This is a genomic window from Streptomyces sp. NPDC041135, from assembly GCF_055592085.1.
This window is the reverse complement of record NZ_JBVIYZ010000011.1, coordinates 230640-256044: the sequence shown is the minus strand read 5'-3', so window position 1 is coordinate 256044 and position 25405 is coordinate 230640. Positions and strand designations below refer to the sequence as shown.

Here is a 25405-nt window from a genome sequence, read left to right as displayed (position 1 = left end):
GGGATGTCGGTGGGGTGCGGCAGGATGGGACGAATGAGCGAGCAGAGCCTTCCCGAGGACACCCGAGAGGGGTACGAGGACGCGCTGCCGGAATACGCCGAGCGGGTCCTGGAGGTCGCGGAGCGGATTCCGCCGGGGCGCGTCATGACGTACGGCGATGTCGCCGAGTGGCTCGAGGAGGGCGGCCCGCGCCAGGTCGGACGGGTGATGGCCCTCTACGGCGGCGCGGTGCCGTGGTGGCGGGTCGTGCGGGCGGACGGAGCCCTGCTGCCCGGCAGCGAACTGCGGGCCCTCGGTCACTACCGCGCGGAGGGGACCCCGCTGAAGGCGGCGAGCAGGGCGGCCGAGGGCCATCTGCCGCGGCTCGACATGCGGCGGGCCCGGTGGGACGGCGGCGCGGGCGCGGAGGGTCACACCTGACAGCTTCCGCCATCGGTTGCCTCCACGAGGAACCCGTGGCCCGTTCGGGGGACATCCGGGAACGCGGGGACACCCGCGCCATGCCGTACGTTCGAAAGGGGTGGGACATCCGTGTCGCCGGAGGCGTGAGCGAAGGAGCGGAAGCTCCGCTCGCGTGAACTCCCCGGGCGTAGCCTCCTTCGGCGGGGCCTCGTCCGGTACGACGCCGGTTGCACGTGTCCCCCTCGCCCCGCGGCCACCGCCCTCCACGCGCGACCGCCTTCCCACCAGCACACCCACCAGGACCGGCGAACCACGTGAGCTCCTCTTCCTCCACCAGGCGACTGCCGCACCCCCAGGTGCGGCAGGGGAGCCGTGGCGCTTACCGACTGGTCCGTACCCCGCCGGCCGCGGTGGACCCCCCTCGTCTGGACGCCGCACAGCGTGCCGTGGTTGACCACCGCACCGGTCCGCTGCTCGTCCTCGCAGGTCCGGGCACCGGCAAGACCACCACCCTCGTCGAGTCCGTGGCCGCGCGGATCGCCCGCGGCGGTGACCCCGAGCGCATCCTCGTGCTGACGTTCAGCCGCAGGGCCGCCGTCGACCTGCGTGACCGCATGGCCCTGCGGATGGGGGCGGCCCGCGCGCCTCGGGCGACCACCTTCCACTCCTACTGCTACGCCCTGGTGCGCGCCCACCAGGACACCGGCCTGTTCGTGGAGCCCCTGCGGCTGCTCTCCGGCCCGGAGCAGGACGTCACCGTCCGCGAGCTGCTGGCCGGCCAGCCCGACCTGGAGCGGCTCGGGCTGACCCACGTGCGCTGGCCGGACGAGCTGCGCGCCTGCCTGACCACCCGGGGCTTCGCCGACGAGGTCCGCGCCGTCCTGGCCCGCAGCCGCGAGCTGGGTCTCGGCCCCGGCACCCTGGACGCCTTCGCCCGGCGCATCGGCCGCCCCGACTGGCGGGCCGCCGCCGCCTTCCTCGCCGAGTACCTCGACGTGCTCGACCTCCAGGGCGTCCTCGACTACGCCGAGCTGGTCCACCGTGCGGTCCTGCTGGCCCGCCGCCCGGGGGTCGCCGAGCGGCTCGCCGCCCGGTACGACGCCGTCTACGTCGACGAGTACCAGGACACCGACCCGGCCCAGGTGCGGCTGCTGCACGCCCTGGCCGGCGGCGGGCGCACCCTGGTCGCCCTCGGTGACCCCGACCAGTCGATCTACGCCTTCCGGGGCGCCGACGTGAACGGCATCCTCGACTTCCCGGCCGCCTTCGCGCGCGCGGACGGCCGCCCGGCCCCCGTAGAGGTGCTGCGCACCTCCCGCCGCTCGGGCGCCGCGCTGCTCTCCGCTACCCGTCTGCTCACCCAGCGGATGCCGCTGACCCGCCTGCCCGCCGACAAGGTCCGCGCCCACCGAGACCTCGCCCCGGTACGGGACGGCGGCCGCGTCGAGGTCTACACGTACCCGACGCCCGGTACGGAGCTGGACAACATCGCGGACATCCTGCGCCGGGCCCACCTGGAGGACGGTGTGCCCTGGCGCGACATGGCCGTCCTGGTGCGCGCCGGTTCCCGCACCATCCCGACCGTGCGCCGGGCCCTCACCTCGGCCGGTGTCCCGCTGGACATCGACGGCGACGACCTCCCCCTGCGGCACGAGCCGGCGGTGGCACCGCTGCTGACGGCGCTCAAGGCGGTCGCCACGGCGGAGGCCGCCCGGCACCCCGGCCCCGCCGGGCCGACCGCGGAAGCCCCGGCCCCGGAGGAGCAAGAGCCCGCCGGAGAAGCCCCGGCCCCGGAGGAGCAAGAGCCCGCCGGAGAAGCTGCGGTCACCGAGGAGCAAGAGCCCGCCGCAGACACTCCGGCCAGCGAGGAGCAAAACCCCGCCCGAGAAGTCCCGGCCCCCGAGGGTCAGGACCCCGCCGCCGAGGTCCCGGCCGGGCCCGCCGAGGAGTCCGGCGGCTGCTGGCTCGACACCGAGACCGCCCTCACCCTGCTCACCTCCCCTCTCGCCGGCATGGATGCCGCCGACCTGCGCCGCCTGGGCCGCGCCCTGCGCGAGGAGGAGCGGGCCGTCGGCAACTCGCTGCCGCCGCCCTCCGACGCGCTGCTCGCCCGCGCGCTCGCCGAGCCCGAACGCCTCGTCACCCACGACCCGGCGTACGCGCGCGGCGCCCAGCGTCTCGGCGCGCTGCTGCGCAAGGCCCGGGAACGCCTCGCGGGCGGCGGCACGGCCGAGGAGGCCCTGTGGGACCTGTGGGAGGGCACCCCGTGGCCCGCGCGCCTGGAGCGGGCCGCCCGGCGCGGCGGCGCGGCCGGCCGCAACGCCGACCGCGACCTGGACGCCGTCTGCGCGCTGTTCGCCACCGCCGCGCGCGCGGAGGAGCGCACCGGAGGCCGGGGCGCGCTGAACTTCCTGGAGGAGACGGCCGCCGAGGACATCGCCGCCGACACCCTCACCCGCCGCGCCGTACGCCCGGACGCCGTCCGCCTGATGACCGCGCACCGCTCCAAGGGCCTGGAGTGGCGGCTGGTCGTGGTCGCCGGCGTCCAGGAGGGCCTGTGGCCGGACCTGCGCCGCCGCGGCTCCCTGCTGGAGGCCGACCGCATCGGCCGCGACGGACTCGCCGAACCGCTCAGCCCGGGGGCGCTGCTCGCCGAGGAGCGCCGGCTGTTCTACGTGGCCGCCACGCGCGCGCGTGAGCGCCTGGTCGTCACCGCGGTGAAGGCACCGGCCGACGACGGCGACCAGCCCTCGCGGTTCCTCACGGAACTGGGCGTCGAGCCGCAGGACGTCACCGGACGCCCCCGCCGCCCCCTGTCGGTGGCGGCGCTCGTCGCCGAGCTGCGGGCCACGACGGTCGACCCGCGCGTGTCCGCCACCCTCCGGGAAGCCGCCGCCCGGCGGCTGGCCAGGCTCGCCGCGCTCGCCGACGAGGACGGCCGACCGCTGGTGCCGTCCGCCCACCCGTACCGCTGGTGGGGCATGTTCGAGCCGACCGAGAGCAAGGTGCCGCTGCGCGACCGCGACCAGCCCGTGGTCCTCTCCGGCAGCGCCCTGGACCAGCTCGCCAACACCTGCGCCCTCCAGTGGTTCCTGGGCCGCGAGGTGAAGGCCGACGCCCCGGCCACCGTCGCGCAGGGCTTCGGCAACGTCGTCCACGTCCTCGCCGACGAGGTCGCCTCCGGGCGCACCCCCGCCGATCTCGACGTGCTGATGGAACGGCTGGATTCGGTGTGGAACGCGCTGGCCTTCGACGCGCCCTGGAAGTCGGCGCAGGAGAAGGAGCACGCGCGCGCGGCGCTCGAACGCTTCCTCAAGTGGCACGTGCTGGACCGCACGGGACGCACGCCGGTGGCCAGTGAACAGGACTTCGACGTCACCCTGGAGGCGGGTGACGTCCAGGTCCGCATCCGCGGTCAGATGGACCGCGTCGAGACGGACGGCGACGGCCGCGCCTACGTCGTCGACTTCAAGACCGGCAAGCACGCACCCAGCGCCGCGGAGGTGACCCGGCATCCGCAGCTCGCGGTCTACCAGCTCGCCGTCCGCGAGGGCGCCGTCGACGAGGCCTTCGGCGGGATCCGCCCCGAGCCGGGCGGCGCGGAACTGGTGCACCTGCGCCAGGGCGCGGCCAAGCGGGACGGCGGCGAGAGCCTGCCCAAGGTGCAGGCCCAGGAGCCGCCGTCGGGGGAGTGGGCCGGGGAACTGCTGGCGACCGCCGCGGGCAAGGTGCTCGACGAGCGGTTCACACCGACCACCGGCCAGCACTGCGCGCACTGCGCGTTCCGCGCGTCGTGCAGCGCACGGCCGGAGGGGCGGCACGTGGTGGAGTGAGCGGGCCGGCGGTGGGTGTGGCGTGGGAGGCCCCGCGTGACGCATCGCACCACAGCCGTTGACCTGCGCTTCTCCTCGCACACCGGGGCAATCCGGCACCGGTTGTCAGTGTTCGCCACTAGCCTCTGACGACATGCCCTCCCGTATCAGCGACCCCGAGCAGCTCAAAGAGCTGCTCGGCATCCCGTTCACTCCGGAGCAGACGGCCTGCATCACCGCGCCGCCCGCCCCGCAGGTGATCGTGGCCGGAGCCGGGTCGGGCAAGACCACCGTGATGGCCGCCCGCGTCGTCTGGCTGGTCGGCACCGGCCAGGTCGCCCCCGAGCAGGTCCTCGGCCTCACCTTCACCAACAAGGCGGCGGGCGAACTCGCCGAACGCGTCCGCAAGGCGCTGATCAAGGCGGGCGTCACCGACCCCGACGTCATCGACCCCGACAACCCGCCCGGCGAACCGGCCATCTCGACGTACCACGCCTTCGCCGGCCGCCTGCTCACCGATCACGGCCTGCGCATCGGCCTGGAACCGTCGTCCCGGCTGCTGGCCGACGCCACCCGCTACCAGCTCGCCGCGCGCGTGCTGCGCGAGGCCCCCGGCCCCTACCCGGCGCTGACCCGGTCCTTCGCCGACCTGGTCAGCGACCTGCTGGCCCTCGACTCCGAACTCTCCGAACACCTGGTCCGGCCCGAGGATCTGCGCGCCTGGGACGCCGGCCTGCTGCGCACCCTCGACGGCGCCAAGCTGACCAACGCCGACCTGCGCAAGGTCCCCGAGACGGCGGCCGCCCGCCGGGAACTCGCCGACCTCGTCCTGCGCTACCGGGCGGCCAAGCGCGAGCGCGACCTGCTCGACTTCGGCGACCAGATCGCCCTGTCCGCCGCCCTGGCCCGCGTTCCCGAGGTGGGCCGTCTGCTGCGCGAGGAGTTCCGGGTGGTGCTCCTGGACGAGTACCAGGACACGTCCGTGGCCCAGCGCGTCCTGCTGGCCGGCCTGTTCGGCGGCGGCACCGGCCACCCGGTGACCGCTGTGGGCGACCCCTGCCAGGCCATCTACGGCTGGCGCGGCGCCTCCGTGGCCAACCTCGACGACTTCCCCGAGCACTTCGCGCACGCCGACGGCCGCCCCGCCGCCCGGCAGGCGCTCAGCGAGAACCGGCGCAGCGGCGGCCGGCTCCTCGACCTGGCCAACGGCCTCGCGCAGCCGCTGCGCGCCCTGCACGCGGGCGTGGAGGCCCTGCGCCCGGCCCCGGGCGCCGAACGCGACGGCACGGTCCGCTGCGCCCTGCTGCGCACCCACGCCGAGGAGATCGACTGGGTCGCCGACTCCGTCGCCCACCTGGTGCGCACCGGCACCGCCCCCGGGGAGATCGCCGTGCTGTGCCGTACGGCGACCGACTTCGCCGAGATCCAGGGCGCCCTCGTCGCCCGTGACGTCCCCGTCGAGGTGGTCGGCCTCTCCGGCCTGCTGCACCTGCCGGAGGTCGCCGACCTGGTCGCCGTGTGCGAGGTCCTCCAGGACCCCGGTGCCAACGCCCACCTGGTCCGCCTGCTGACCGGCCCCCGCTGGCGCATCGGCCCCCGCGACCTCGCCCTCCTGGGGCGCCGCGCCCGCCTGCTGGTGGCCCACGCGCGCGCGGGTGACGCCGACGACCCGGACCGCAGGCTCGCCGAGGCGGTCGAAGGAGTGGACCCGTCCGAGGTGATATCGCTCGCGGACGCCCTGGACACGTTCCTGGAGTCGCCGCTGCACGAAGGCGCGGGCGACGACGACGGGCTGCCGTTCTCCCCGGACGCGCGCGTGCGCTTCGCCCGGCTGGCGGCCGAACTGCGGGAGCTGCGCCGCTCGCTGGCCGACCCGCTGATGGACGTCCTGCACCGCGTCCTGGCCGTCACCGGCCTGGAGGTGGAACTGTCGGCGTCCCCGCACGCGCTGGCCGCCCGCCGCCGCGAGACCCTGTCCAACTTCCTGGACGTCGCCGCCTCCTTCGCCGCCGGCGACGGCGAGGCCACCCTGCTGGCCTTCCTCGGCTTCCTGCGCACCGCGGCCCAGTACGAGAAGGGCCTCGACAACGCGCTGCCCGGCGGCGAGAACACCGTCAAGGTACTCACCGCGCACAAGTCCAAGGGCCTCGAATGGGACGTCGTGGCCGTCCCCGGACTGGTCGCCGGCACCTTCCCCAGCGGCCAGGGGCGGGAGAAGTGGACCGCCCAGGCCAAGGTGGTGCCGCACGCCCTGCGCGGCGACACCGACACCCTGCCCGACATCGAGTCCTGGGACGCGCGCGGCATGAAGGCCTTCCACGAGGCCATGAAGGAGCACCAGCACACCGAGGAACTCCGCCTCGGCTACGTCACCTTCACCCGCCCCCGCTCCCTGCTGCTCGGCTCCGGTCACTGGTGGGGCCCCAGCCAGAAGAAGCCGCGCGGCCCGTCCGGCTTCCTCACCGCCCTCCACGACCACTGCGCCGCCGGCCACGGTGAGATCGAGGCCTGGGCGGAGGAGCCTGCCGAGGGCGAGGAGAACCCCGCCCTGCACACGGCCACCGCCGACCAGGTGTGGCCGCTGCCCCTGGACGACGACGCCCTGGCCCGCCGCCGCGCGGCCGCCGAGACCGTCCTCGCCCACCTCGACTCCTTCGCCGCGTCCGACGACGGCCGCCCGCCGGTCACCCACGACCCCGCCGCCCACGACGACCCGGACTGGCCCCCGCCACCCGACGACGAACCCCCCTACGACGAACCACCGCCGTACGACGACGAACCGCCCTATGAGGACGCGCCGCCCTACGAGGACGCGCCGCCCCACGACGGCGAACCGCCGCTGTTCGAGGACGAGCAGCCTCCGCCAGGCGCCGCGACCGCTCCCGGGGACCGCCCCGGCGGCCGGGGCGGCGACGGCCGCGGTCCCCGGGCCACCGCGCGCCCGGTGACGATCCCGCACCAGGCGCACGCCCCCGCACGCCCCCGTGGCGCGGGGCCCGCGACGCGCAGCGCCCTCACTCCCGAGGAGGCGCGCACCATCGCCTCCTGGGACCGCGACCTCGACGCCCTCGCCGGTGAGCTGCTGCGCGCCCGGCAGAGCGTCACCGACGTACCCCTGCCGGCCACGCTGACCGCGACCCAGGTGCTGCTCCTCGCCGAGGACCCCGACCGGCTCGCCCAGGAACTCGCGCGCCCCATGCCGCGCCCCCCGCAACCCGCCGCGCGCCGGGGCACCAGGTTCCACGCATGGGTCGAAGCCCGCTTCGAGGCGTTGACGCTGCCGATGCTGGAGCCCGACGAGCTGCCCGGCAGCGACGCCGAGATCGCCGACGAACACGACCTGGAGGCGCTGAAGGAGGCCTTCGAGCGCACCGAGTACGCGCACCGCACGCCCTACCGCGTCGAGGCGCCCTTCCAGCTCACCCTCGCCGGCCGCGTCGTACGGGGCCGTATCGACGCCGTCTACCGCGACGGCGAGGGCGAGGGCGCGACGTACGAGATCGTCGACTGGAAGACCGGCCGCGCCGGCACCGCCGACCCCCTCCAGCTCGCCGTCTACCGGCTCGCCTGGGCCGAGCAGCAGGGCGTGCCGCCCGAGTCCGTCACGGCCGCGTTCCTGTACGTGCGCGGCGGCGAGGTCGTACGGCCGGCGCGGCTGCCGGGGCGGGCGGAACTGGAGAGGCTGCTGACGGCGGAGCCCGAAGGGGCCGCCGACGGTGGAAGCCGAGTGTGACGAACCGCCCGCCGAGGATGCCCGTCCGGGCGGATAGGCTCGTGAGCATGAGCCAGACCCCGGACAGCGCCGTCCGTACGTACATCGAGCAGCACCGCGCCGCCTTCCTCGACGACCTCGCCGAGTGGCTGCGCATCCCGTCCGTGTCGGCCCAGCCCGAGCACGCGACGGACGTACGGCGCAGCGCCGACTGGCTCGCCGCCAAGCTGAAGGACACCGGCTTCCCGACCGCCGAGGTCTGGCAGACACCGGGCGCCCCGGCCGTCTTCGCCGAGTGGCCCGCGGCCGACGCGCAAGCGCCCACCGTGCTCGTCTACGGCCATCACGACGTCCAGCCCGCCGCCCGCGAGGACGGCTGGGACAGCGAGCCCTTCGAGCCCGTCGTCCGCGGCAACCGCCTCTACGCGCGCGGGGCGGCAGACGACAAGGGCCAGGTGTTCTTCCACACACTCGGCGTCCGCGCCCACCTGGCCGCCACCGGCCGCACCGCCCCCGCCGTCCACCTCAAGCTGCTCATCGAGGGCGAGGAGGAGTCCGGCTCGCCGCACTTCCGGGCCCTCGTCGAGGAGCGCGCCGGCCGGCTCGCCGCCGACGCCGTGATCGTCTCCGACACCGGCATGTGGGCCGAGGACACACCCACGGTGTGCACCGGCATGCGCGGCCTCGCCGAGTGCGAGATCCGGCTGTACGGCCCCGACCAGGACATCCACTCCGGCTCCTTCGGCGGCGCCGTGCCCAACCCGGCCACCGCCGCGGCCCGGCTGGTGGCCGCGCTGCACGACGAGCACGCGCGCGTGGCGGTACCCGGCTTCTACGACGGCATCGTCGAGCTGACCGACCGGGAGCGCGAGCTGTTCGCCGAGCTGCCCTTCGACGAGCGGACGTGGCTGCGCACCGCCAAGTCCCACGCCGCGCACGGGGAGGCCGGACACACCACCCTGGAACGCATCTGGGCCCGCCCGACCGCCGAGGTCAACGGCATCGGCGGCGGCTACCAGGGCCCCGGCAGCAAGACCGTCGTCCCGTCCTCGGCCATGGTCAAGCTGTCCTTCCGGCTGGTCGCGGGGCAGGACCCCGACCACATCGAGAAGGCCGTCCGCGCCTGGGCCGACGAGCGGATCCCCGCCGGCATCCGGCACGAGATCACCTTCGGCTCGGCCACCCGCCCGTGCCTGACCCCGCTCGACCACCCCGCCCTGGAGTCGGTGGTCCGCGCCATGGGCCGTGCCTTCGAGAGCCCGGTCCGCTTCACCCGCGAGGGCGGCTCCGGCCCCGCCGCCGACCTCCAGGAGGTGCTCGGCGTCCCCGTCCTCTTCCTTGGCATCTCCGTCCCCTCCGACGGCTGGCACGCGCCGAACGAGAAGGTCGAACTGGATCTCCTGCTCAAGGGGGTGGAGACCAGTGCCTATCTGTGGGACGACCTCGCCCGCACCTGGCCCCGCGCGTCCTGACCCGCCCGCGCCCGGCCCGCTGCCCCGCCGCCCGCCGAACCACCCACCGAACCGACCGTTCCACTGGGGGAGTTGGAAGCACCCGTGACCACCTGGATCGACCACACCGCCGACCGGCCCATCTCGCTCACCGCTCCGAGCGGCATCGACCGCGCCGCCCACCACCGGCTCGACGAGGCCTGGCTGGCGGCCGCGTGGAGCCATCCCACGACCCGCTGCTTCGTGGTGTCCGGCGGCCAGGTACTCATCGACGAGACGCCCGACGGCCGGACCGAACTCGTCATGACGCCCTCCTTCGAGGCGCCCCTGACCGAGGCCCACCGCTACTTCCTGGGCATCGACGAGGACGGCGTCAGCTACTTCGCCCTGCAGAAGGACTCCCTGCCCGGCCGCATCGACCAGTCGGCCCGCGCGGCCGGTCTGCGCGAGGCGGGCCTGCTGCTGTCGCCGCGGGACGCCGGGCTCATGGTGCACGCGGTCGGGCTGGAGAACTGGCAGCGCACCCACCGCTTCTGCTCCCGCTGCGGCGACCGCACGGTCATCGCCGCCGCCGGCCACATCCGCCGCTGCCCGGCCTGCGGCGCCGAGCACTACCCGCGCACCGACCCGGCCGTGATCATGGCCGTCATCGACGAGGACGACCGCATCCTGCTGGGCCGCCAGGTCCACTGGCCCGAGGGCCGCTTCTCCACGCTCGCCGGCTTCGTCGAGCCCGGGGAGTCCATCGAGCAGTCGGTGCGCCGAGAGGTCTTCGAGGAGGCCGGCATCACCGTCGGCCAGGTCGAGTACGTCGCCAGCCAGCCCTGGCCCTTCCCGTCGAGCCTCATGCTCGGCTTCATGGCCCGCGCCACCTCGACCGACATCGAGGTCGACGGCGACGAGATCCACGAGGCCCGCTGGTTCTCCCGCGAGGAGCTGCACGCCGCCTTCGAGGCCGGCGAGGTGCTGCCGCCGTACGGCATCTCCATCGCCGCCCGCCTGATCGAACTCTGGTACGGCAAACCCCTGCCCACCCGCAGCTTCACATAGGACCCGGCCGGCACACCGGTCCCACACGGCAGCGCGCCCCCTGCGGTCGTCTCGACCTCAGGGGGCGCGCTGCCGCCGTGCCGGGTGGCGTCAGACCGCGAGGGCCTGCTTCACCTGGGCCAGGCTGGGGTTCGTCATGACGACCTCGTTCCCGCCGCCGGCCGGCACCACACGCACCGTGGGCACCGTCTGGTTTCCGCCATTCGCCTGCTCGACGAACGCCGCGGACTGCGGGTCCTGCTCGATGTTGATCTCGGTGTAGCCGATACCTTCGCGGTCCAGCTGGCTCTTCAGCCGCCGGCAGTAACCGCACCAAGTCGTGCTGTACATCGTCACAGTGCCCTGCATGTCTCTCGCGCTCCTCAGGCAGCTCGGGAAGGTCGTCCAGAGGAGGAACGTACGCGACCGGCGCGCCATTCCCCGCCTCGCGCGTACCCCCGGACCCGTCGCGGACCCGCCCCGCACGTGCCCCGGGCCCGCCCCTGACGTACGTCACGCCCGCTCCGCCGGTGCGGCCGGCGTGATGCGTGCCGCATTAGTACGACTGCGAGCCCGTCCCTGTGGACAACCGGCACAGCCGTCCCGCGGGACCTGGCAGCATGGCTGTGTGACAGCAGCAACGCACTCCCCTCTCTTCCCGCAGGCACCGGACTCGGCCGACGCGGTGCTCGAAGGGCTCGACCCCGAGCAGCGCGAGGTGGCCACCGCCCTGCACGGACCGGTGTGCGTGCTGGCCGGAGCGGGCACCGGCAAGACCCGGGCGATCACCCACCGCATCGCCTACGGGGTCCGGGCCGGCATCCTCCAGCCCTCCAGCGTGCTCGCCGTCACCTTCACCAACCGCGCCGCGGGCGAGATGCGCGGCCGCCTCCGGCAGCTCGGCGCGCAGGGCGTGCAGGCCCGCACCTTCCACTCCGCGGCGCTGCGCCAGCTCCAGTACTTCTGGCCGAAAGCCGTCGGTGGCTCCATGCCCCGGATCATCGACCGGAAGATCCAGCTCGTCGCCGAGGCGGCGGCCGCGTGCGGTGTCCGCCTGGACCGCGGCGAGCTGCGGGACACCACCGCCGAGATCGAATGGTCCAAGGTCACCCAGACCGTCCCCGCCGACTACCCGGCGGCAGCCGCCAAGGCAGGCCGCGAGGCCCCCCGTGACCCGGCCGAGATCGCCCACCTCTACGCCGCCTACGAGGACCTCAAGCGGCAGCGCGCCGTCATCGACTTCGAGGACGTCCTGCTGCTGACCGTCGCCGTGCTGCAGGACCGGCACGACATCGCCGACCAGGTCCGCTCCCAGTACCAGCACTTCGTCGTCGACGAGTACCAGGACGTCAGCCCCCTCCAGCAGCGCCTGCTCGAACTGTGGCTCGGCGACCGCGACAGCCTGTGCGTCGTCGGGGACGCCAGCCAGACGATCTACTCCTTCACCGGGGCCACCCCCGACCACCTCCTCGACTTCCGCGCCCGCCACCCCGGCGCCACCGTCGTCAAGCTGGTCCGTGACTACCGCTCCACCCCCCAGGTCGTCCGGCTCGCCAACGGTCTGCTCGCCCAGGCCAGCGGCCGCGCCGCCGACCACCGCCTGGAGCTGATCTCCCAGCGCGCTGCGGGCCCCGAGCCGGTCTTCACCGAGTACACCGACGAGCCCGCCGAGGCGGAGGGCGCCGCCCGCCGCATCCGGGAACTCATCGACTCGGGCGTCCCGGCCGCCGAGATCGCCGTCCTGTTCCGCACGAACTCCCAGTCCGAGACCTACGAGCAGGCACTCGCGGACGCCGCGGTCCCGTACCAGCTGCGCGGCGCCGAGCGTTTCTTCGACCGCCCCGAGGTCCGCAAGGCGGGGACCGCCCTGCGCGGCGCGGCCCGCTTCGGCGGCAACGACTCCCTGCTGGACGACGCCGTCGACCTGCCCTCCCAGGTGCGCGCCGTCCTGTCGGGAGAGGGCTGGACCACCGTGCCCCCGGCCGGTTCCGGAGCCGTAAGGGAGCGCTGGGAGTCGCTGGCCGCGCTCGTCGGCCTCGCCCACGACTTCGCCGCCGCCCGGCCCGGCGCCGGCCTGAGCGACTTCGTGGCCGAACTCGACGAGCGGGCGGGCGCCCAGCACGCCCCGACCGTGCAGGGCGTCACCCTGGCCTCCCTGCACGCGGCCAAGGGCCTGGAGTGGGACGTCGTCTTCCTGGTCGGGATCGCCGAGGGCATGGTGCCGATCACCTACGCCCGCACGGACGAGCAGATCGAGGAGGAGCGCCGGCTGCTCTACGTGGGCGTGACCCGCGCCCGGGAACGGCTCCACCTGTCCTGGTCCCTGTCCCGCTCGCCCGGCGGCCGCGCGAGCCGCCGGCCCAGCCACTTCCTCGACGGCCTGCGCCCCGGCACGACGGCCACCGTCGGCCGGGCCGCCGCCGGGGCCGCCGGCGGCATCGAACGGGGGATCACCGGCGGCGTCGCGAGCGTCCCCCGGCGCGCCCAGCGCAGCCCGGCCCGCTGCCGCGTCTGCGGGCGCACCCTCACCGACGCGGGCGAGATGAAGCTGATGCGCTGCGAGGACTGCCCCTCCGACATGGACGAGGGTCTCTACCTCCGGCTGCGGGAGTGGCGGGCGGTGCAGGGCCGGCGCAGCGGCCAGCCGGACTTCTGCGTCTTCACCGACCGGACCCTGATGGCCATCGCCGAGGCCCGTCCCGACAGCCCCGCGCAGCTGGCCCGCATCCCCGGCGTCCTCACCCGGAAGCTGGACCGCTACGGGGCCGATGTGCTGGCCATCTGCGCAGGCCAGGAGGTCGGCGAGGCCGACGGGGAGGACTGATGCGAACTCGTCGAAAAAATAGTTTGCGCATGCCCCGCGAATCCCCATAGGTTCTAGGCACGGAAACGGCGGCCTTCTCCGAGGCCCTGATTCCGTGCTCTACTTGCATATCCGATGGCTGGTTCATCCCAGCCCTTGAGACGCCGAGAGGAGGCGAGTCCAGTGATCAGCATCAACACCATCAGCAGCGCGGCCAAAATGACCGATCGCTCGACCGTCTCCCTGTGCATGCTCGGCGCCTCGACCCTGGGCACCGGTCTGTCCGGCATTCGTGCCGTCCGTCCGGCGTCCTCCCTGTCTCTGGCGGGTCTTCCCGTCCGTGAGCGCAATGAGCGACCGACCAAGGCACTGGAAGCGGTAGCGGCACAGGCGCATGCCTATGCCTTTGCGGCGACCGGTGCCGGAGTCAAGACGACGCAGCACCACCAGATGTGGGCCTTCCGTGGGCCAGAACCCTGGAGTGATCCAGCCTGATCGACGATCAGGCCGGCGCCTTCAGGGCCGCGGAACCCCATCCGGGATCCGCGGCCCTTCTGTTTTCCCCGAGCGGGGAGAGCGGAGCGAAGGGGCCTCGGGACAAGACAAGAACCCGGTACCAGCCGCCTCCCGGCCCCACAGGGCCGGAAACGACCAGACGAGGACACCGACCCGTGCAACTCGAAGCGCACGCCCCGTCCGTACCGCCTTCGGAAACGATCCCCCCGCCCGGCCTCACGGAGGACTCCACCTTGTTCCCGCTCACCGCGCTCACCGCTCTCGACGAAGCCATCGAGAACCTCGGCGTACCCGTCCCCTGCCGTTCCTACGACCCGGAGGTCTTCTTCGCCGAGTCGCCGGCGGACGTCGAGTACGCCAAGTCCCTCTGCCGCACCTGCCCGCTGGTCGAGGCCTGCCTCGCCGGGGCCAAGGAGCGCCGCGAGCCCTGGGGCGTCTGGGGTGGCGAGCTGTTCGTCCAGGGCGTCGTCGTCGCCCGCAAGCGGCCGCGTGGCCGCCCGCGCAAGAACCCGGTCACGGCATGAACACCCCCGGAACGATCGACCGTCCCCTCACGCACGACCCCAAGAAGCAGGCCCCGATGAAGCCGTCCACCAGCGAGCCCGCGGGCTCCGCGATCCAAGACTTCACCACCGCCGGCGCGACCGACTCGCGCCAGAACAGGACCCGAGAGATGCAACTCATCCCAGAAGCCATGGCTCGCGCGCATATGCGCGAGCGACTGCACGAGGCCGAGCGGGAACGCCGGGCCGTGCGCCTGGCGACCGCCCGCCGGATGCAGCGCCGGGCCGAGCGCGCCTCGCTGCGTGCCCGCCGGGCGCTCGCCATGGCCGTCATGCAGTGATCCGCTCCGACTGAACCGTGGCCTCCCGACCAGGGAGGCGAACGGGCTCCCCGCGGGGGCCGGTCCGAACGACGGACCGGCCCCCGCGGCGCGTCACGCCCCGCGCCCAGGCCAAGTCAGCGGCTCGGTCCGCCTAGGCCGTCTCCGTGGTCTCCTCCAGGACGAAGCCAGGCAGCCACTCCTCCAGTTCGTCACGCAGCCGCACCGTCGCCCCCAGCTGGCACAGCACCCCGATGGTGCTCAGCGTCACCCGGTGGATGAGCAGGTAGGCGGGCGGCAGGTTGAACCGCTTGGCGAGCTGGTAGGCGGGGGAGCGGGGGTCGGCGATGCGGGCCGCCTGACCGCGCATCCAGCCGCGGGTGAAGGTGAAAGCCTCGACCCGGGCGGGCTCGATGATCGGCAGCAGGTAGTCGAGCACCGCGTCGGGGTCCAGCTCTATGGACTCCTTGACGAACCCCTCGGCGGACAGCAGGGCGTAGACCGCCTCCGCGTCGCCGTCCAGGGTCATCCGCAGGGAGTCGCCGATCGGCGTCGGCAGGCCGCCGGGCAGGCGGTCGACGGTGCCGAAGTCCAGCACGCCCAGCCGCCAGTCGTCCTCGCCGCCGGGGCCGCCGGGGAGCAGCCGGAAGTTGCCGGGATGCGGGTCGGCGTGCAGCAGACCGGTACGGGCGGGGCCGGAGAAGAGGAAGCGGGCCAGCAGCTGACCGGCCCGGTCGCGCTGTGACGGCGTGCCGTCCGCGATGACCTCCGAGAGGGGGATCCCGTCGATCCACTCGGTGACCAGCACCTGGTCGCACTGGTGCACCACCGCGGGGACGACCACGTCGGGGTCGTCCGCGAACTCCCGCGCGTGCGCCGCCTGCGCCTGCGCCTCCAGCCCGTAGTCCAGCTCCTCCGAGACGCGGTCGCGCAGTTCGGCGAGCAGCGGCTTGATGTCCATCCCGGGCACCAGCGGCCCCAGCAGACGGGAGAAGCGTGCCAGTTGCGTCAGGTCGGACAGCAGGGCCTCGCCCGCGCCGGGGTACTGCACCTTGACGGCCACCGCGCGGCCGTCGTGCCACACCCCGCGGTGCACCTGCCCGATCGAGGCCGCCGCCGACGGCTTCTCCTCGAACTCCAGGAACAGCTCCCGCCAGTCCGTCCCCAGCCGCTCGTCGAGCACGGCGTGCACCGTGCGGGTGGGCATCGGCGGGGCCGCCTCCTGGAGCTTGGTCAGCGCCGCCCGGTAGGGGCCGGCGACCTCCTCGGGGAGGGCGGACTCGAAGACCGACAGGGCCTGCCCGAACTTCATGGCACCGCCCTTCAGCTCCCCGAGGACCTTGAACAGCTGCTCCGCCGTGCGCTGTTGCAGCTCCCGGCCGACGATCTCCGCGGACTCGCCCACGATCCGTTTGCCCAGCCCCCAGGTCGCCCGGCCGGCGAAGCCGAGCGGGAGCGCGGCGAGCTTGGCGGTCCGGGTGACCGCCTTGCGGGGAAGATCAGACATGCGCCCTCCAAGTACCAGTCGGCCGCGCCGCGTCTGCCTCGCGTCGTCGCTCCGTCGACGGCCGTCGCACCGCCATTGTCGCGCGCGGCTCCCCGTTGGTGGAGGTGTGCTCTGCCTCACCTCCGCGCGCCGCCCCGCAGCCGCAGGCGGGATGCGGCAGGACCGGGCGGGAGTGCCAGCGCAGTGCGGGCAGTGACACCTCCCAGCGTGTGCCCGTGCTGGAGGGCGACTGCCCGTCGAGGAAGGACAGGGCGTGGGCGGCGGCCAGACCGGCGACCGTCGTGGCCAGCGTCACGTCGCAGGGGCCGATCTGGCGGGCCCTGCCCGAGCGCCACTGGGTGACCAGGCGGGGCCAGGCGGGGTCCCGGTCGGTGCGGCCCTGGTGCAGGCAGCCCGCGCAGCTCGTCTCCCCGGGCAGGACCAGGGGCCCGACGACGCCGGTGCCCTCCACGACGCCGGCGTAGAGATGAGGCGTGCCCGAGGTCATGAGGGCTTCCGCCGCACCGGGGTCGGGCGCGTGCACGAGGACGTCGTCCCGCGGAACGACGATCACCAGGGACAGAGGCGGCTCACCGGTGCCGGACGGCGTGGCGCGGGTGCGGCGCGGCGGACGGTCCGGCGCCGCGCGGCGCACGGCCTGCCGCGCCGCCTCGCCGCGGCGCTCCCCGACGGCGTCCGCGGCCGCTCCGCCCGGCGCGACGTCCCACGGCTCCACGTGTCCGATGTCACGCACGTCGACCTCGCCGATCCCCGCGCCCGACAGCACGGAGGCCAGCACCGAACCGACCCGGCCCGCGCCCCGCACCTGCACGCGCAGCGAGCGGCGTGCCGCGAGCCGGTCCAGGGCCTCACCCGGCTCCCGCGTGGTCAGGGACAGTGACGCCAGGTCGGGCCGCAGCCGGTCCAGGACGTCCGGTTCCTCCCGCAGGGCCGCGGCGGCCGGACCGCCGCCGCGCGCGTCGTCGATCAGACCCGCCCGTGTCAGCCGTCGCACCAAGGTGTCGACATGGCCGTCCGGCAGGTCCATGCGGCGGCCCTCCTCCCGCAGCAGCGCCGGCCCGCGGGTGCCGTTGAGCAGTTCCAGGAAACTGCCCGTCGCGGTGTCCATCGGACCGAGTGTCATCGCGTGCGCCGGAGTCATCCCGAACTGCACGGTGTTCAGGTCGCGCCAGCCGCGCCGCAGCGCGGGCTTCACCATCGGATGCATGACAGGCCCCCGTAGCCCTGGAAAAGGAAAAGTCCCGTTCGTCCCCATCGGTCGGCGCAGCCGGTCGTGCTGCGCCGACGACTGCCAGCATGCCCGGCCCTGCCGCGGGGTGCCGCAAGTTGTCCACAGGCCGGGGGTATTCGTCGTACGAATCAGACGCATGGTGGGGGATCGGCGCGGAACCGTCCCGCAGCCGGGACTTCCCCCCTGCGCAGCGGGTAACGTCGGGGCGTGCCCGCCGATCCCCTGCACCGCGCCGGACAACCACAGCGCAGCACGACGAGCCAGCCGCCCAGCGGCTCGGGGGCGAGCGCGATCGAGGTCCGCAGGAGTGCCCGGCGCCGCCGGACGGTCTCCGCGTACCGCGAGGGCGATCGCACCGTCGTGCTCATCCCCGCCCGCATGTCCGAGGCGGAGGAGCAGCGCTGGGTGAGCGTCATGCTCGACAAGCTCGCCGCGCAGGAGAGCCGGCGGGTGCTGGGCGACACCGAGCTGGCCGAGCGCGCCCGGCGGCTGTCGGAGCAGTACTTCGGCGGCCGGGCCCGGCCCCGCTCGGTGCGCTGGGTCACCAACCAGAACACCCGCTGGGGTTCGTGCACCCCCGCCGAGGGCAGCATCCGGCTCTCGCACCGCCTCCAGGGCATGCCGGAGTACGTCGTCGACTACGTGCTCTGCCACGAGCTGGCCCACCTGCTGGTGCCCGGTCACGGCCCCGGTTTCTGGCGGCTGCTGGAGGCCTACCCGCGCACCGAGCGGGCCCGCGGCTACCTCGAAGGGGTGGCCGCCGCCGGCCGGCTGCCGCAGCTGCCCGACGCGCCCGGTGAGTGACCGGCCCGCGCGAGGCGGTTCCCGGCGGGTCCGGATCCGGTTGTGTACCGGGTCTGTACCGGCTGCGCCGGTTGTCGGAGTTTGCCGTTAGCCTGGCGCGACGCACTCGCATTCGGGATGGGGGACGGTCGTAACGCATGGCCAGGGAATTCCAACGCGGCCACAAGGCCAGGATCAGTGACCTCACGCCGGGCACGGATCTGTACGTAGGCGTGCAGATCTCCGCCCCCGGACTGAACTTCGACATCAGCTGCTTCGGCCTCGACGCCGAGGAACGCCTCTCCGACGACCGGTACTTCATCTTCTTCAACCAGCCGAAGTCGCCCGAGGAGTCCATCCAGCTGCTGGGCGCGCAGGCGGGCGACACCGAGTCCTTCCGCGTCACGCTGGACCAGATCCCGCCGCAGATCCGGAAGCTGTCGTTCACCGCGACCGTCGATGGCTCCGGGCAGATGTCCCAGATCGGCCCCGGATACCTCCGCGTCGTCGCCGGCGGCGAGGAGGTCGCCCGCTACTCCTTCAGCGGCGCCGAGTTCTCCACCGAGCGGGCCGTGATGCTCGGCGACTTCTACTTCAAGGACGTGTGGCGGTTCGCCGCCGTCGGCCAGGGCTTCGACGGCGGCCTGGAGGCGCTGCTGAAGAACTTCGGCGGCGAGGTGCTGGACGAGGAGGCGCCCGCCGCGCCGCAGCAGCCGGCGGGCAACGCCGCGCCCGGGTTCGCCCCGCCGCCCGGGAGCACCCCCGCGCCCGCGTTCGGCGCCCCCGCGCCCTCCCCGCCGGCCCCGCAGGGCTTCACGCCGCCCCCCGCGCCCGCCGGCCCGAACGTGCACGCGGCGCCCACCGTCATCGCCCCGCTGACCCCGCACCCCCCGGGCACCGTCCCGCCGCCGGCCCCGGCCCCGGCCCCGGCACCCGCGCCCTTCGGCCTCCCGCCGCAGCAGCCGTCCTACGGCGGCGCCCCCGGCGCCCCGAGCGCCCCCATGCCGCCCGGCTACGGTCAGCCCCCCGCCCCGCACGCCCCCGCGCCGCCGCCCGGCTACGGTCAGCCGACCCCGCCACCGGGCTACGGCCAGCAGCAGCCGCCGTACGGCCAGGTCCCCGGGCAGCAGGCCGCCGCCTCCTACGGGGTGCCGCAGGGCGCTCCCCAGGGCGGCGCCGGGGTGGGCGCCGCGCTCCAGAAGTTCAAGGAGACGCCCACCGGGCAGCGCTGGACGCAGCAGAACAAGAAGCTCATCCGCGTCGACCTCGGAATCGGCGGCCAGCCGGTGCTGGCCCGGCAGGGCAGCATGGTGCTCTACCAGGGCAAGGTCGACTTCAGCTACAAGGGCGCCGGATTCGCCGGCCGGATCGTCGGCAACGCCACCGGGCAGGAGATGCAGCTGATGCGCTGCACCGGCCAGGGCCAGGTGTTCCTCGCCGAGAACTCCACGCACCTGCACCCGGTCGAACTCCAGGGGGACGCCATCTGCGTCTCCGCCGAGAACGTCCTCGCCTTCGACGAGAGCCTGCAGTACGAGGTCCGCCGCGTCGAGGGGCACGGCATCCCCGGCGGCGCCCTGTTCACGATGCAGTTCCAGGGCACCGGCACCATCGTCGTCAAGACGCACGGCACGCCCGTCGTGCTGCCCGTGACGCCGACCACGTTCGCCGACTGCAACGCGGTGGTCGCCTGGTCGGCCGCCTCCCAGGTGATCGTCTCCAGCCAGGTCAGGATGCGCCGCAACGCCTACGCGGGCGACACCGGGGAGAGCGTCAACCTGCAGTTCCGGGGCGCTCCCGGCAACTTCATCGTCGTCCAGCCGTACGAGGTCTGAGGGAGCCCGTCATGAACCAGCCACTCGCGGGCTACGCCCCCGCACCCGTCACCGCCCGCATGGACACCCACGGCAACCACATGCTGAAGGTCGCCATGCAGACCGGCAACGACCTCCTCGCGCGCGTGGGCTCGATGGTCGCCTACGAAGGCTTCATCCAGTACGAGCCCAACCCGCCGGCGGTCCGCCAGATCGCCCGGGACTGGGTCACCGGCGAGGGCGCGCCCCTGATGAAGTGCTCCGGCGACGGCCTGCTCTACCTCGCGGACTACGGCGCCGACGTCGTCGTGATCAACCTCAACGGCGACGGCATCTCCGTCAACGCCACCAACCTCCTCGCCTTCGACGCCCACCTCAGCTGGGGCGTGGAGCGGGTGAAGGGGCTGGCGAAGTTCGCCGGGCAGGGCCTGTGGAACACCAGGATCTCCGGGCAGGGCTGGGTCGCGCTGACCTCCCGGGGCAAGCCGATCGTCGTCGACTGCGGGGGCGGCGAGGACGAGACCTACGTCGACCCGGACGCGCTGGTCGCCTGGTCCCCGAACCTCAAGGTGAAGGGCAAGCGCAGCTTCAAGGCCCAGTCGCTGATCGGCCGGGGCAGCGGGGAGGCCTACCAGATGGCCTTCTCCGGCCAGGGCATCGTCGTCGTCCAGCCCAGTGAGGACAGCACCGACCGCCTGCGGTTCCGGGGCTGAGGGGGAGCCACAGTCATCATGCAGAGCCCGCTTTTCGCCTTCAACGACTCCCAGGCCCAGGACCGCTACAGCCTGCAGAACAAGCAGATGCTGCGCATCGTCCTCGACGGCCGCGACGACCTCCTGGCCCGCAAGGGCACCATGGTCGCCTACCAGGGCCTCGTCGAGTTCGACGCCGAGTACCGCAGCCACCACCAGGCACACGCGCGTGCCCGCACCGGCGAGGGCCTGGACCTGATGCGCTGCCACGGGCAGGGCACCGTCTACCTCGCCAACCTCGCTCAGCACATCCACGTCATGGACGTCGAGCAGGACGGGCTCACCGTCGACAGCAGCTACGTCCTCGCCATGGACTCCTCGCTGCACCACGAGGTCATCGCCGTCGACAGCCTCTACGGCATCTCCGGCTCGGGGAAGTACCAGCTCAACATCACCGGGCGCGGCAAGGTCGCCCTGATGACCTCGGGCGCGCCGCTGCTGCTGGAGGTCACGCCCGACAAGTACGCCAACTGCGACGCCGACGCCATCGTCGCCTGGTCCACCGGGCTGCGGGTGCAGATGCAGGCCCAGACGCACTCCTCCGGGGTGTGGCGGCGGCGCGGCAGCACCGGGGAGGGCTGGGAGCTGAGCTTCATGGGCTCCGGGTTCGCGCTCGTCCAGCCGAGTGAACTGCTGCCGCCGCAGAACGTCGTCATCGGCCAGGGCGTCGCCGTGCAGTTCGGCATGGGCCAGCAGGGCGCGCGGGGACAGAACCAGGGCAACGCCTGGAGCTGACCCAGGAGGGCGACCCGGGGGGCGGCCGCCGGGCGGCCGCCCCGCACCCGTTCTCCCACCGCTACAGACGCGCGCGGGCGGCCTCCAGCAGGCGGACGACCGACTCGTCGGCCACGTCCGGCACGTCGGCGTAGGCGAACCAGCGCAGGTCGAGCGACTCGTCGCTGATCGCGTGCTCGGCGCCCTGCGGGGCCACGGCCGCGTACTGCACGTCGTAGTGCCAGTGGCAGGGCGCCGGGATCGGATGCCGGTCCAGGCGCACCGGGCCGCCCGGGAGGAGGGTCAGCCCGGGGATGCCGGACTCCTCGGCCGCCTCGCGCAGGGCCGCCGCCTCCAGGGTGGCGTCGCCGGGCTCGCAGTGGCCGCCCATCTGCAACCACATCCGCAGCTTCCGGTGCAGGGTGAGCAGGACCCGGCCGCGCGCCGGGTCGAGCACCAGGGCGCTCGCCGTCACGTGACCGGCGTGGCAGGCCTTCCACATGCCGTCCGGGTGCTCGGCCAGGTGGTCCAGATAGGCCTGGCGCAGCTCTTCCTGGCCCTCATGGTTCTTGAGCACGAGGACCGCGTCGTCGTACAGGCTCACTCCGCGCCGTCGCCCTTGCCGCCGGTGGCCTTGCCGTCGTCCTTGCCGTCGTCCTGGGGAGCGTCGTCCGCGGCGTCGGCGGAGGCGTCCGCCGGGGTGTCCAGCGCGTCGTGCTTGCGCAGGTCGGTCTTCCCGGCCGAGGCGCTCGCCGCGTCGCCGAGCATCTTGTCCAGCTCGGAGAAGTCCAGCTGCTCGCGGTGCACGAAGCCGTCCGGGTCGTCCAGGTCGCCGGCCGTGGGCAGCATGTCCGGGTGGGCCCACAGGGCGTCCCTGCCGTCGACGCCGCGCGCGTCGGTCAGCGAGGCCCACAGCCGGGAGGCGTCACGCAGCCGGCGCGGGCGCAGCTCCAGGCCGATCAGCGTGGCGAACGTCTGCTCCGCCGGTCCGCCTGTGGCGCGGCGGCGGCGCAGGGTCTCCCGCAGGGCGTCGGCGGACGCCAGGCGCGGCTTCGCGGCGGCGTGGACCACCGCGTCCACCCAGCCCTCGACGAGCGCCAGCGCGGTCTCCAGACGGGCCAGGGCGGCCTTCTGCTCGGGCGTGTCCTCGGGCTGGAACATGCCCTGCTGCAGCGCGTCCTGAAGCTGCTCCGGGTTCTGCGGGTCGAACTGGCCGACCACGTCCTCCAGCTTGGCCGTGTCGACCTTGATCCCGCGCGCGTAGCCGTCGACCGCGCCGAAGAGGTGGGAGCGCAGCCACGGCACGTGGGCGAACAGGCGCTGGTGGGCGGCCTCGCGCAGGGCGAGGTAGAGCCGCACCTCCTCCTTGGGCACGCCGAGGTCCCTGCCGAACGCCTCGACGTTGGCCGGCAGCAGCGCGGCCTTGCCGGCCGGACCCAGCGGCAGGCCGATGTCGGTGGAGCCGACGACCTCGCCCGCGAGGACCCCGACGGCCTGCCCGATCTGGGTGCCGAACATGGCACCGCCCATCGAGCGCATCATGCCGATCAGCGGGCCCGCCATGGCCTGCATCTCCTCGGGCAGGACGTCGCCCATGGCCGTGCCCACCCGCTCGGCGACCGGGTCGACCAGCTCCCGCCACGCGGGCAGGGTCGCCTCGACCCACTCCGCGCGCGACCAGGCCACCGCCGAGCCGGCGCCCGACGGCAGGGACGTGGCGTCGTCCAGCCAGAGGTCGGCGAGACGGACGGCCTCCTGGACGGCGGTGCGCTCGGCCGGGCCGACGCTCGCGTCCTTGACGCCGTCCGACGTGCCCTGGGAGACCGTCTGGCGGGCGATCTGCTTGGCCATGTCCCAGTTCACCGGGCCGCCCTCGTAGGAGAGCATCTGGCCCAGCTGCTGGAACGCGGCGCCCAGGTCGGTGGGGTTCAGCGAGCCGAACATGGCAGCGAGCGGGTTGTCCGCGCCGGGGCCGCCAAAGCCTCCGGCACCGGGCAGCCCGAAGCCGAGCGGATCGGCCGGTCCCTGCCCACCACCGCTCCTCTGGTCCTTCTTCTTGCCCTCGTCGCCGTCTTCCGGCTCCTCCGGCGGAAGGCCGAATCCGAATGGGGTGTCACTCACGGGATTCCTCGGCTGGTAAGGCCACCGGTTCTCTCCGGCGGCGCGGCTGCCCGACAACACCACCCAGCGTAGACACCTGGACCCGATCGGGCCTCGGTGCTTCGCCGACAGTCGGCCTGCGGCAGGATGGATGCCACCTGGTACGTACGCGTCACTCGCGCCCGTACTGAAGACAACCGCTGGAGACGCCCGGTGAGTTCCCCAGATCCGCAGGTTCGCGCAGCGCGAAACCTTTCGGCCCCGTCCGCCGCCCGAGGACCCGTCGTCGCGGTCACCGGTGCCGCCACCGGGGTGGGCGCGCTGCTCACCGAGCGGCTCGCCGCCTCGGAGGAGATCAAGCAGGTCGTCGCCATCGACGAGCGGCGCGGGGAGTGCGCGGCGGCCCGCTGGCACATCCTGGACGTCCGTGATCCGGCGATCGCGGACAAGCTGCGCGGCGTGGACGTGGTGGTGCACCTCGCCCTCGACCTGGACCTGGGCAGTGACGCGGCCGCCCGTACGGCCTACAACGTGCGGGGGACGCAGACCGTGCTGACGGCGGCCGCGGCCGCCGGGGTGCACCGGGTGGTGCTGTGCACGTCCGCCATGGTCTACGGGGCGCTGCCGGAGAACGAGCTGCCGCTGTCGGAGGACGCCGAGCTGCGGGCCACGGCCGAGGCCACGGGCGTCGGGGACCTGCTGGAGATCGAGCGGCTCGCGCGGCGCGCGCCCCGGGCGCACCCGGGGCTGAACGTCACCGTCGTACGGCCGGCGGTGCTGGTCGGCGGCACCGACACCGCGCTGACCCGGTACTTCGAGTCGCCCCGGCTGCTGGTGGTGGCCGGGTCGCGGCCCGCCTGGCAGTTCTGCCACGTCGAGGACCTGTGCGGCGCGCTGGAGTACGCGGTGCTGGAGAAGGTGGACGGCGAGCTGGTCGTGGGGTGCGACGGGTGGCTGGAGCAGGAGGAGGTCGAGGAGCTGAGCGGTATCCGGCGGATGGAGCTGCCGTCGGCGGTCGCGCTCGGCGCGGCGGCCCGGCTGCACCGCATCGGGCTCACCCCCTCACCGGCCGGGGACCTGGCGTACACGATGTACCCCTGGGTGGTCAGCGGGAGCCGGCTGCACGAGGCCGGGTGGCGGCCGCGCTGGACCAACGAGGAGGTCCTCGCGGAGCTGCTGGCCGAGGTGTCCGGGCGGCACACGGTGGCCGGGCGCCGGCTGGGCCGCAAGGACGCGACGGCGGCGGGCGCGGCGGGCGCCACGGTCGCCCTGCTGGGCGCGGCGGCGGTGGTCCGGCGGGCCCGCAAGGCGCGGCGGCGGATCTGACCGGGCCGGCGGGCCGTGCGACGCGGCCTGGCCCCGTTCCGTCCCGTCCGGCGGGGCAGGCCTGTAGGACGCTCCAACGGTCCCGCGCGCGTGACGGGGGAAACTCATATTCCGGTCCGTCGCGCGCGTGCGGCACGATGGGGGCATGGCACCCACGAACGATCACCCCGGTGAGCAGGCGGCTCCCGACCCCATCAAGCTGATCGCCGTCCGGGACAGCGCCCTGTCGGTGGACGAGGTCTTCCGTGCCGTGGGCGACGACGCGGCCGGGGGCACCGCGCTGTTCGTGGGCACCGTGCGCAACCACGACGAGGGCACCGGCGTGGACGCGCTCGGCTACTCGTGCCACCCCAGCGCCGAGGCGGAGATGCGGCGGATCGCGGAGCGGGTGGTCACGCGGTTCCCGGTGCGGGCGCTGGCGGCCGTCCACCGGGTGGGTGATCTGGCGGTGGGCGATCTCGCGGTCGTCGTCGGCGTGTCGTGCCCCCACCGTGGGGAGGCCTTCGAGGCCTGCCGGCAGCTGATCGACGACCTCAAGCACGAGGTGCCGATCTGGAAGCACCAGAGGTTCTCGGACGGCACCGAAGAATGGGTGGGCGCGTAGCGCCTCGTTGGGGGGTGGTGGTCGGG

The 25405-nt window shown here is 74.0% G+C and carries 20 protein-coding genes; 15 read left to right on the top strand and 5 right to left on the bottom strand.

Going from position 1 to position 25405, the window contains the following annotated elements:
* Positions 1–33: 33 nt before the first annotated feature.
* The 5 genes from ACZ6CZ_RS25225 (at position 34) to nudC (ending at position 10427) form a co-directional block, all read left to right on the top strand.
* Positions 34–420, top strand: coding sequence for an MGMT family protein (locus tag ACZ6CZ_RS25225; RefSeq protein WP_469025207.1), 387 nt, complete (start codon positions 34–36; stop codon positions 418–420).
* A gap of 296 nt (positions 421–716) precedes the next feature.
* The gene (locus ACZ6CZ_RS25220; RefSeq protein ID WP_469025205.1) at positions 717–4235 is read left to right on the top strand and encodes an ATP-dependent helicase; all 3519 of its coding nucleotides are present in this window, start codon (positions 717–719) and stop codon (positions 4233–4235) included.
* A 133-nt stretch (positions 4236–4368) separates the two neighbouring features.
* Positions 4369–7947, top strand: a complete 3579-nt coding sequence (locus ACZ6CZ_RS25215; protein WP_469025202.1) for an ATP-dependent DNA helicase — start codon at positions 4369–4371, stop codon at positions 7945–7947.
* Between the two features lie 47 nt (positions 7948–7994).
* Positions 7995–9398 carry a dipeptidase gene (locus ACZ6CZ_RS25210; protein WP_469025200.1) on the top strand — a complete coding sequence of 468 codons (1404 nt, stop codon included), beginning with the start codon at positions 7995–7997 and terminating at the stop codon, positions 9396–9398.
* Between the two features lie 84 nt (positions 9399–9482).
* Positions 9483–10427, top strand: coding sequence for an NAD(+) diphosphatase (gene nudC, locus ACZ6CZ_RS25205; protein ID WP_469025198.1), 945 nt, complete (start codon positions 9483–9485; stop codon positions 10425–10427).
* 90 nt (positions 10428–10517) lie between these two features.
* Here the strand turns inward: nudC and ACZ6CZ_RS25200 are convergent, their stop codons facing one another.
* The gene (locus ACZ6CZ_RS25200; RefSeq protein ID WP_469025195.1) at positions 10518–10775 is read right to left on the bottom strand and encodes a mycoredoxin; all 258 of its coding nucleotides are present in this window, start codon (positions 10773–10775) and stop codon (positions 10518–10520) included.
* Positions 10776–10950: 175 nt separating this feature from the next.
* On the opposite strand from ACZ6CZ_RS25200, the gene ACZ6CZ_RS25195 reads away from it, so the two are divergent.
* From ACZ6CZ_RS25195 to ACZ6CZ_RS25180, 4 genes are all read left to right on the top strand, one after another.
* A complete protein-coding gene (locus tag ACZ6CZ_RS25195) occupies positions 10951–13230 on the top strand; it encodes an ATP-dependent DNA helicase UvrD2 (protein WP_469025193.1) in 2280 nt (759 codons plus the stop codon).
* Positions 13231–13392: 162 nt separating this feature from the next.
* The gene (locus tag ACZ6CZ_RS25190) at positions 13393–13704 is read left to right on the top strand and encodes a hypothetical protein (RefSeq protein ID WP_469025190.1); all 312 of its coding nucleotides are present in this window, start codon (positions 13393–13395) and stop codon (positions 13702–13704) included.
* A gap of 176 nt (positions 13705–13880) precedes the next feature.
* Positions 13881–14249, top strand: coding sequence for a WhiB family transcriptional regulator (locus ACZ6CZ_RS25185; RefSeq protein WP_469025188.1), 369 nt, complete (start codon positions 13881–13883; stop codon positions 14247–14249).
* Positions 14246–14569 carry a hypothetical protein gene (locus tag ACZ6CZ_RS25180; protein ID WP_469025185.1) on the top strand — a complete coding sequence of 108 codons (324 nt, stop codon included), beginning with the start codon at positions 14246–14248 and terminating at the stop codon, positions 14567–14569. The genes ACZ6CZ_RS25185 and ACZ6CZ_RS25180 overlap by 4 nt, the downstream gene beginning before the upstream one ends.
* Before the next feature lie 133 nt (positions 14570–14702).
* Here ACZ6CZ_RS25180 and ACZ6CZ_RS25175 read toward each other — a convergent pair whose 3' ends face one another.
* Together ACZ6CZ_RS25175 and ACZ6CZ_RS25170 are read right to left on the bottom strand one after the other, a co-directional pair.
* A complete protein-coding gene (locus ACZ6CZ_RS25175) occupies positions 14703–16055 on the bottom strand; it encodes an ABC1 kinase family protein (RefSeq protein WP_469025183.1) in 1353 nt (450 codons plus the stop codon).
* Entirely contained in the window at positions 16048–17262 is a 1215-nt protein-coding gene (locus ACZ6CZ_RS25170) for a TOMM precursor leader peptide-binding protein (protein WP_469025181.1), read from the bottom strand. Before ACZ6CZ_RS25170 ends, ACZ6CZ_RS25175 begins: the two co-directional genes overlap by 8 nt.
* 231 nt (positions 17263–17493) lie before the next feature.
* Here ACZ6CZ_RS25170 and ACZ6CZ_RS25165 point away from each other — a divergent pair, with 231 nt between their 5' ends.
* The 4 genes from ACZ6CZ_RS25165 (at position 17494) to ACZ6CZ_RS25150 (ending at position 21370) form a co-directional block, all read left to right on the top strand.
* The gene (locus ACZ6CZ_RS25165; protein WP_469025179.1) at positions 17494–18090 is read left to right on the top strand and encodes a M48 metallopeptidase family protein; all 597 of its coding nucleotides are present in this window, start codon (positions 17494–17496) and stop codon (positions 18088–18090) included.
* 137 nt (positions 18091–18227) lie between these two features.
* Positions 18228–19904, top strand: coding sequence for a TerD family protein (locus tag ACZ6CZ_RS25160; protein WP_469025177.1), 1677 nt, complete (start codon positions 18228–18230; stop codon positions 19902–19904).
* A gap of 11 nt (positions 19905–19915) precedes the next feature.
* Positions 19916–20596 carry an AIM24 family protein gene (locus tag ACZ6CZ_RS25155; RefSeq protein WP_469025175.1) on the top strand — a complete coding sequence of 227 codons (681 nt, stop codon included), beginning with the start codon at positions 19916–19918 and terminating at the stop codon, positions 20594–20596.
* An 18-nt stretch (positions 20597–20614) separates the two neighbouring features.
* A complete protein-coding gene (locus tag ACZ6CZ_RS25150; RefSeq protein WP_469025172.1) occupies positions 20615–21370 on the top strand; it encodes an AIM24 family protein in 756 nt (251 codons plus the stop codon).
* A gap of 61 nt (positions 21371–21431) precedes the next feature.
* On the opposite strand, the gene ACZ6CZ_RS25145 is transcribed toward ACZ6CZ_RS25150, so the two are convergent.
* Complete coding sequence (locus ACZ6CZ_RS25145; protein ID WP_469025169.1) at positions 21432–21953, bottom strand: NUDIX hydrolase; 522 nt, start codon at positions 21951–21953, stop codon at positions 21432–21434.
* The gene (locus tag ACZ6CZ_RS25140; protein ID WP_469025165.1) at positions 21950–23470 is read right to left on the bottom strand and encodes a zinc-dependent metalloprotease; all 1521 of its coding nucleotides are present in this window, start codon (positions 23468–23470) and stop codon (positions 21950–21952) included. The genes ACZ6CZ_RS25145 and ACZ6CZ_RS25140 overlap by 4 nt, the downstream gene beginning before the upstream one ends.
* 192 nt (positions 23471–23662) lie before the next feature.
* Here ACZ6CZ_RS25140 and ACZ6CZ_RS25135 point away from each other — a divergent pair, with 192 nt between their 5' ends.
* Both ACZ6CZ_RS25135 and ACZ6CZ_RS25130 read left to right on the top strand, forming a co-directional pair.
* A complete protein-coding gene (locus ACZ6CZ_RS25135) occupies positions 23663–24775 on the top strand; it encodes an SDR family oxidoreductase (RefSeq protein WP_469025162.1) in 1113 nt (370 codons plus the stop codon).
* Between the two features lie 145 nt (positions 24776–24920).
* On the top strand, positions 24921–25379 hold the full coding sequence (locus ACZ6CZ_RS25130; RefSeq protein ID WP_469025159.1) for a molybdenum cofactor biosynthesis protein MoaE: 459 nt from the start codon (positions 24921–24923) through the stop codon (positions 25377–25379).
* Positions 25380–25405: the final 26 nt, after the last annotated feature.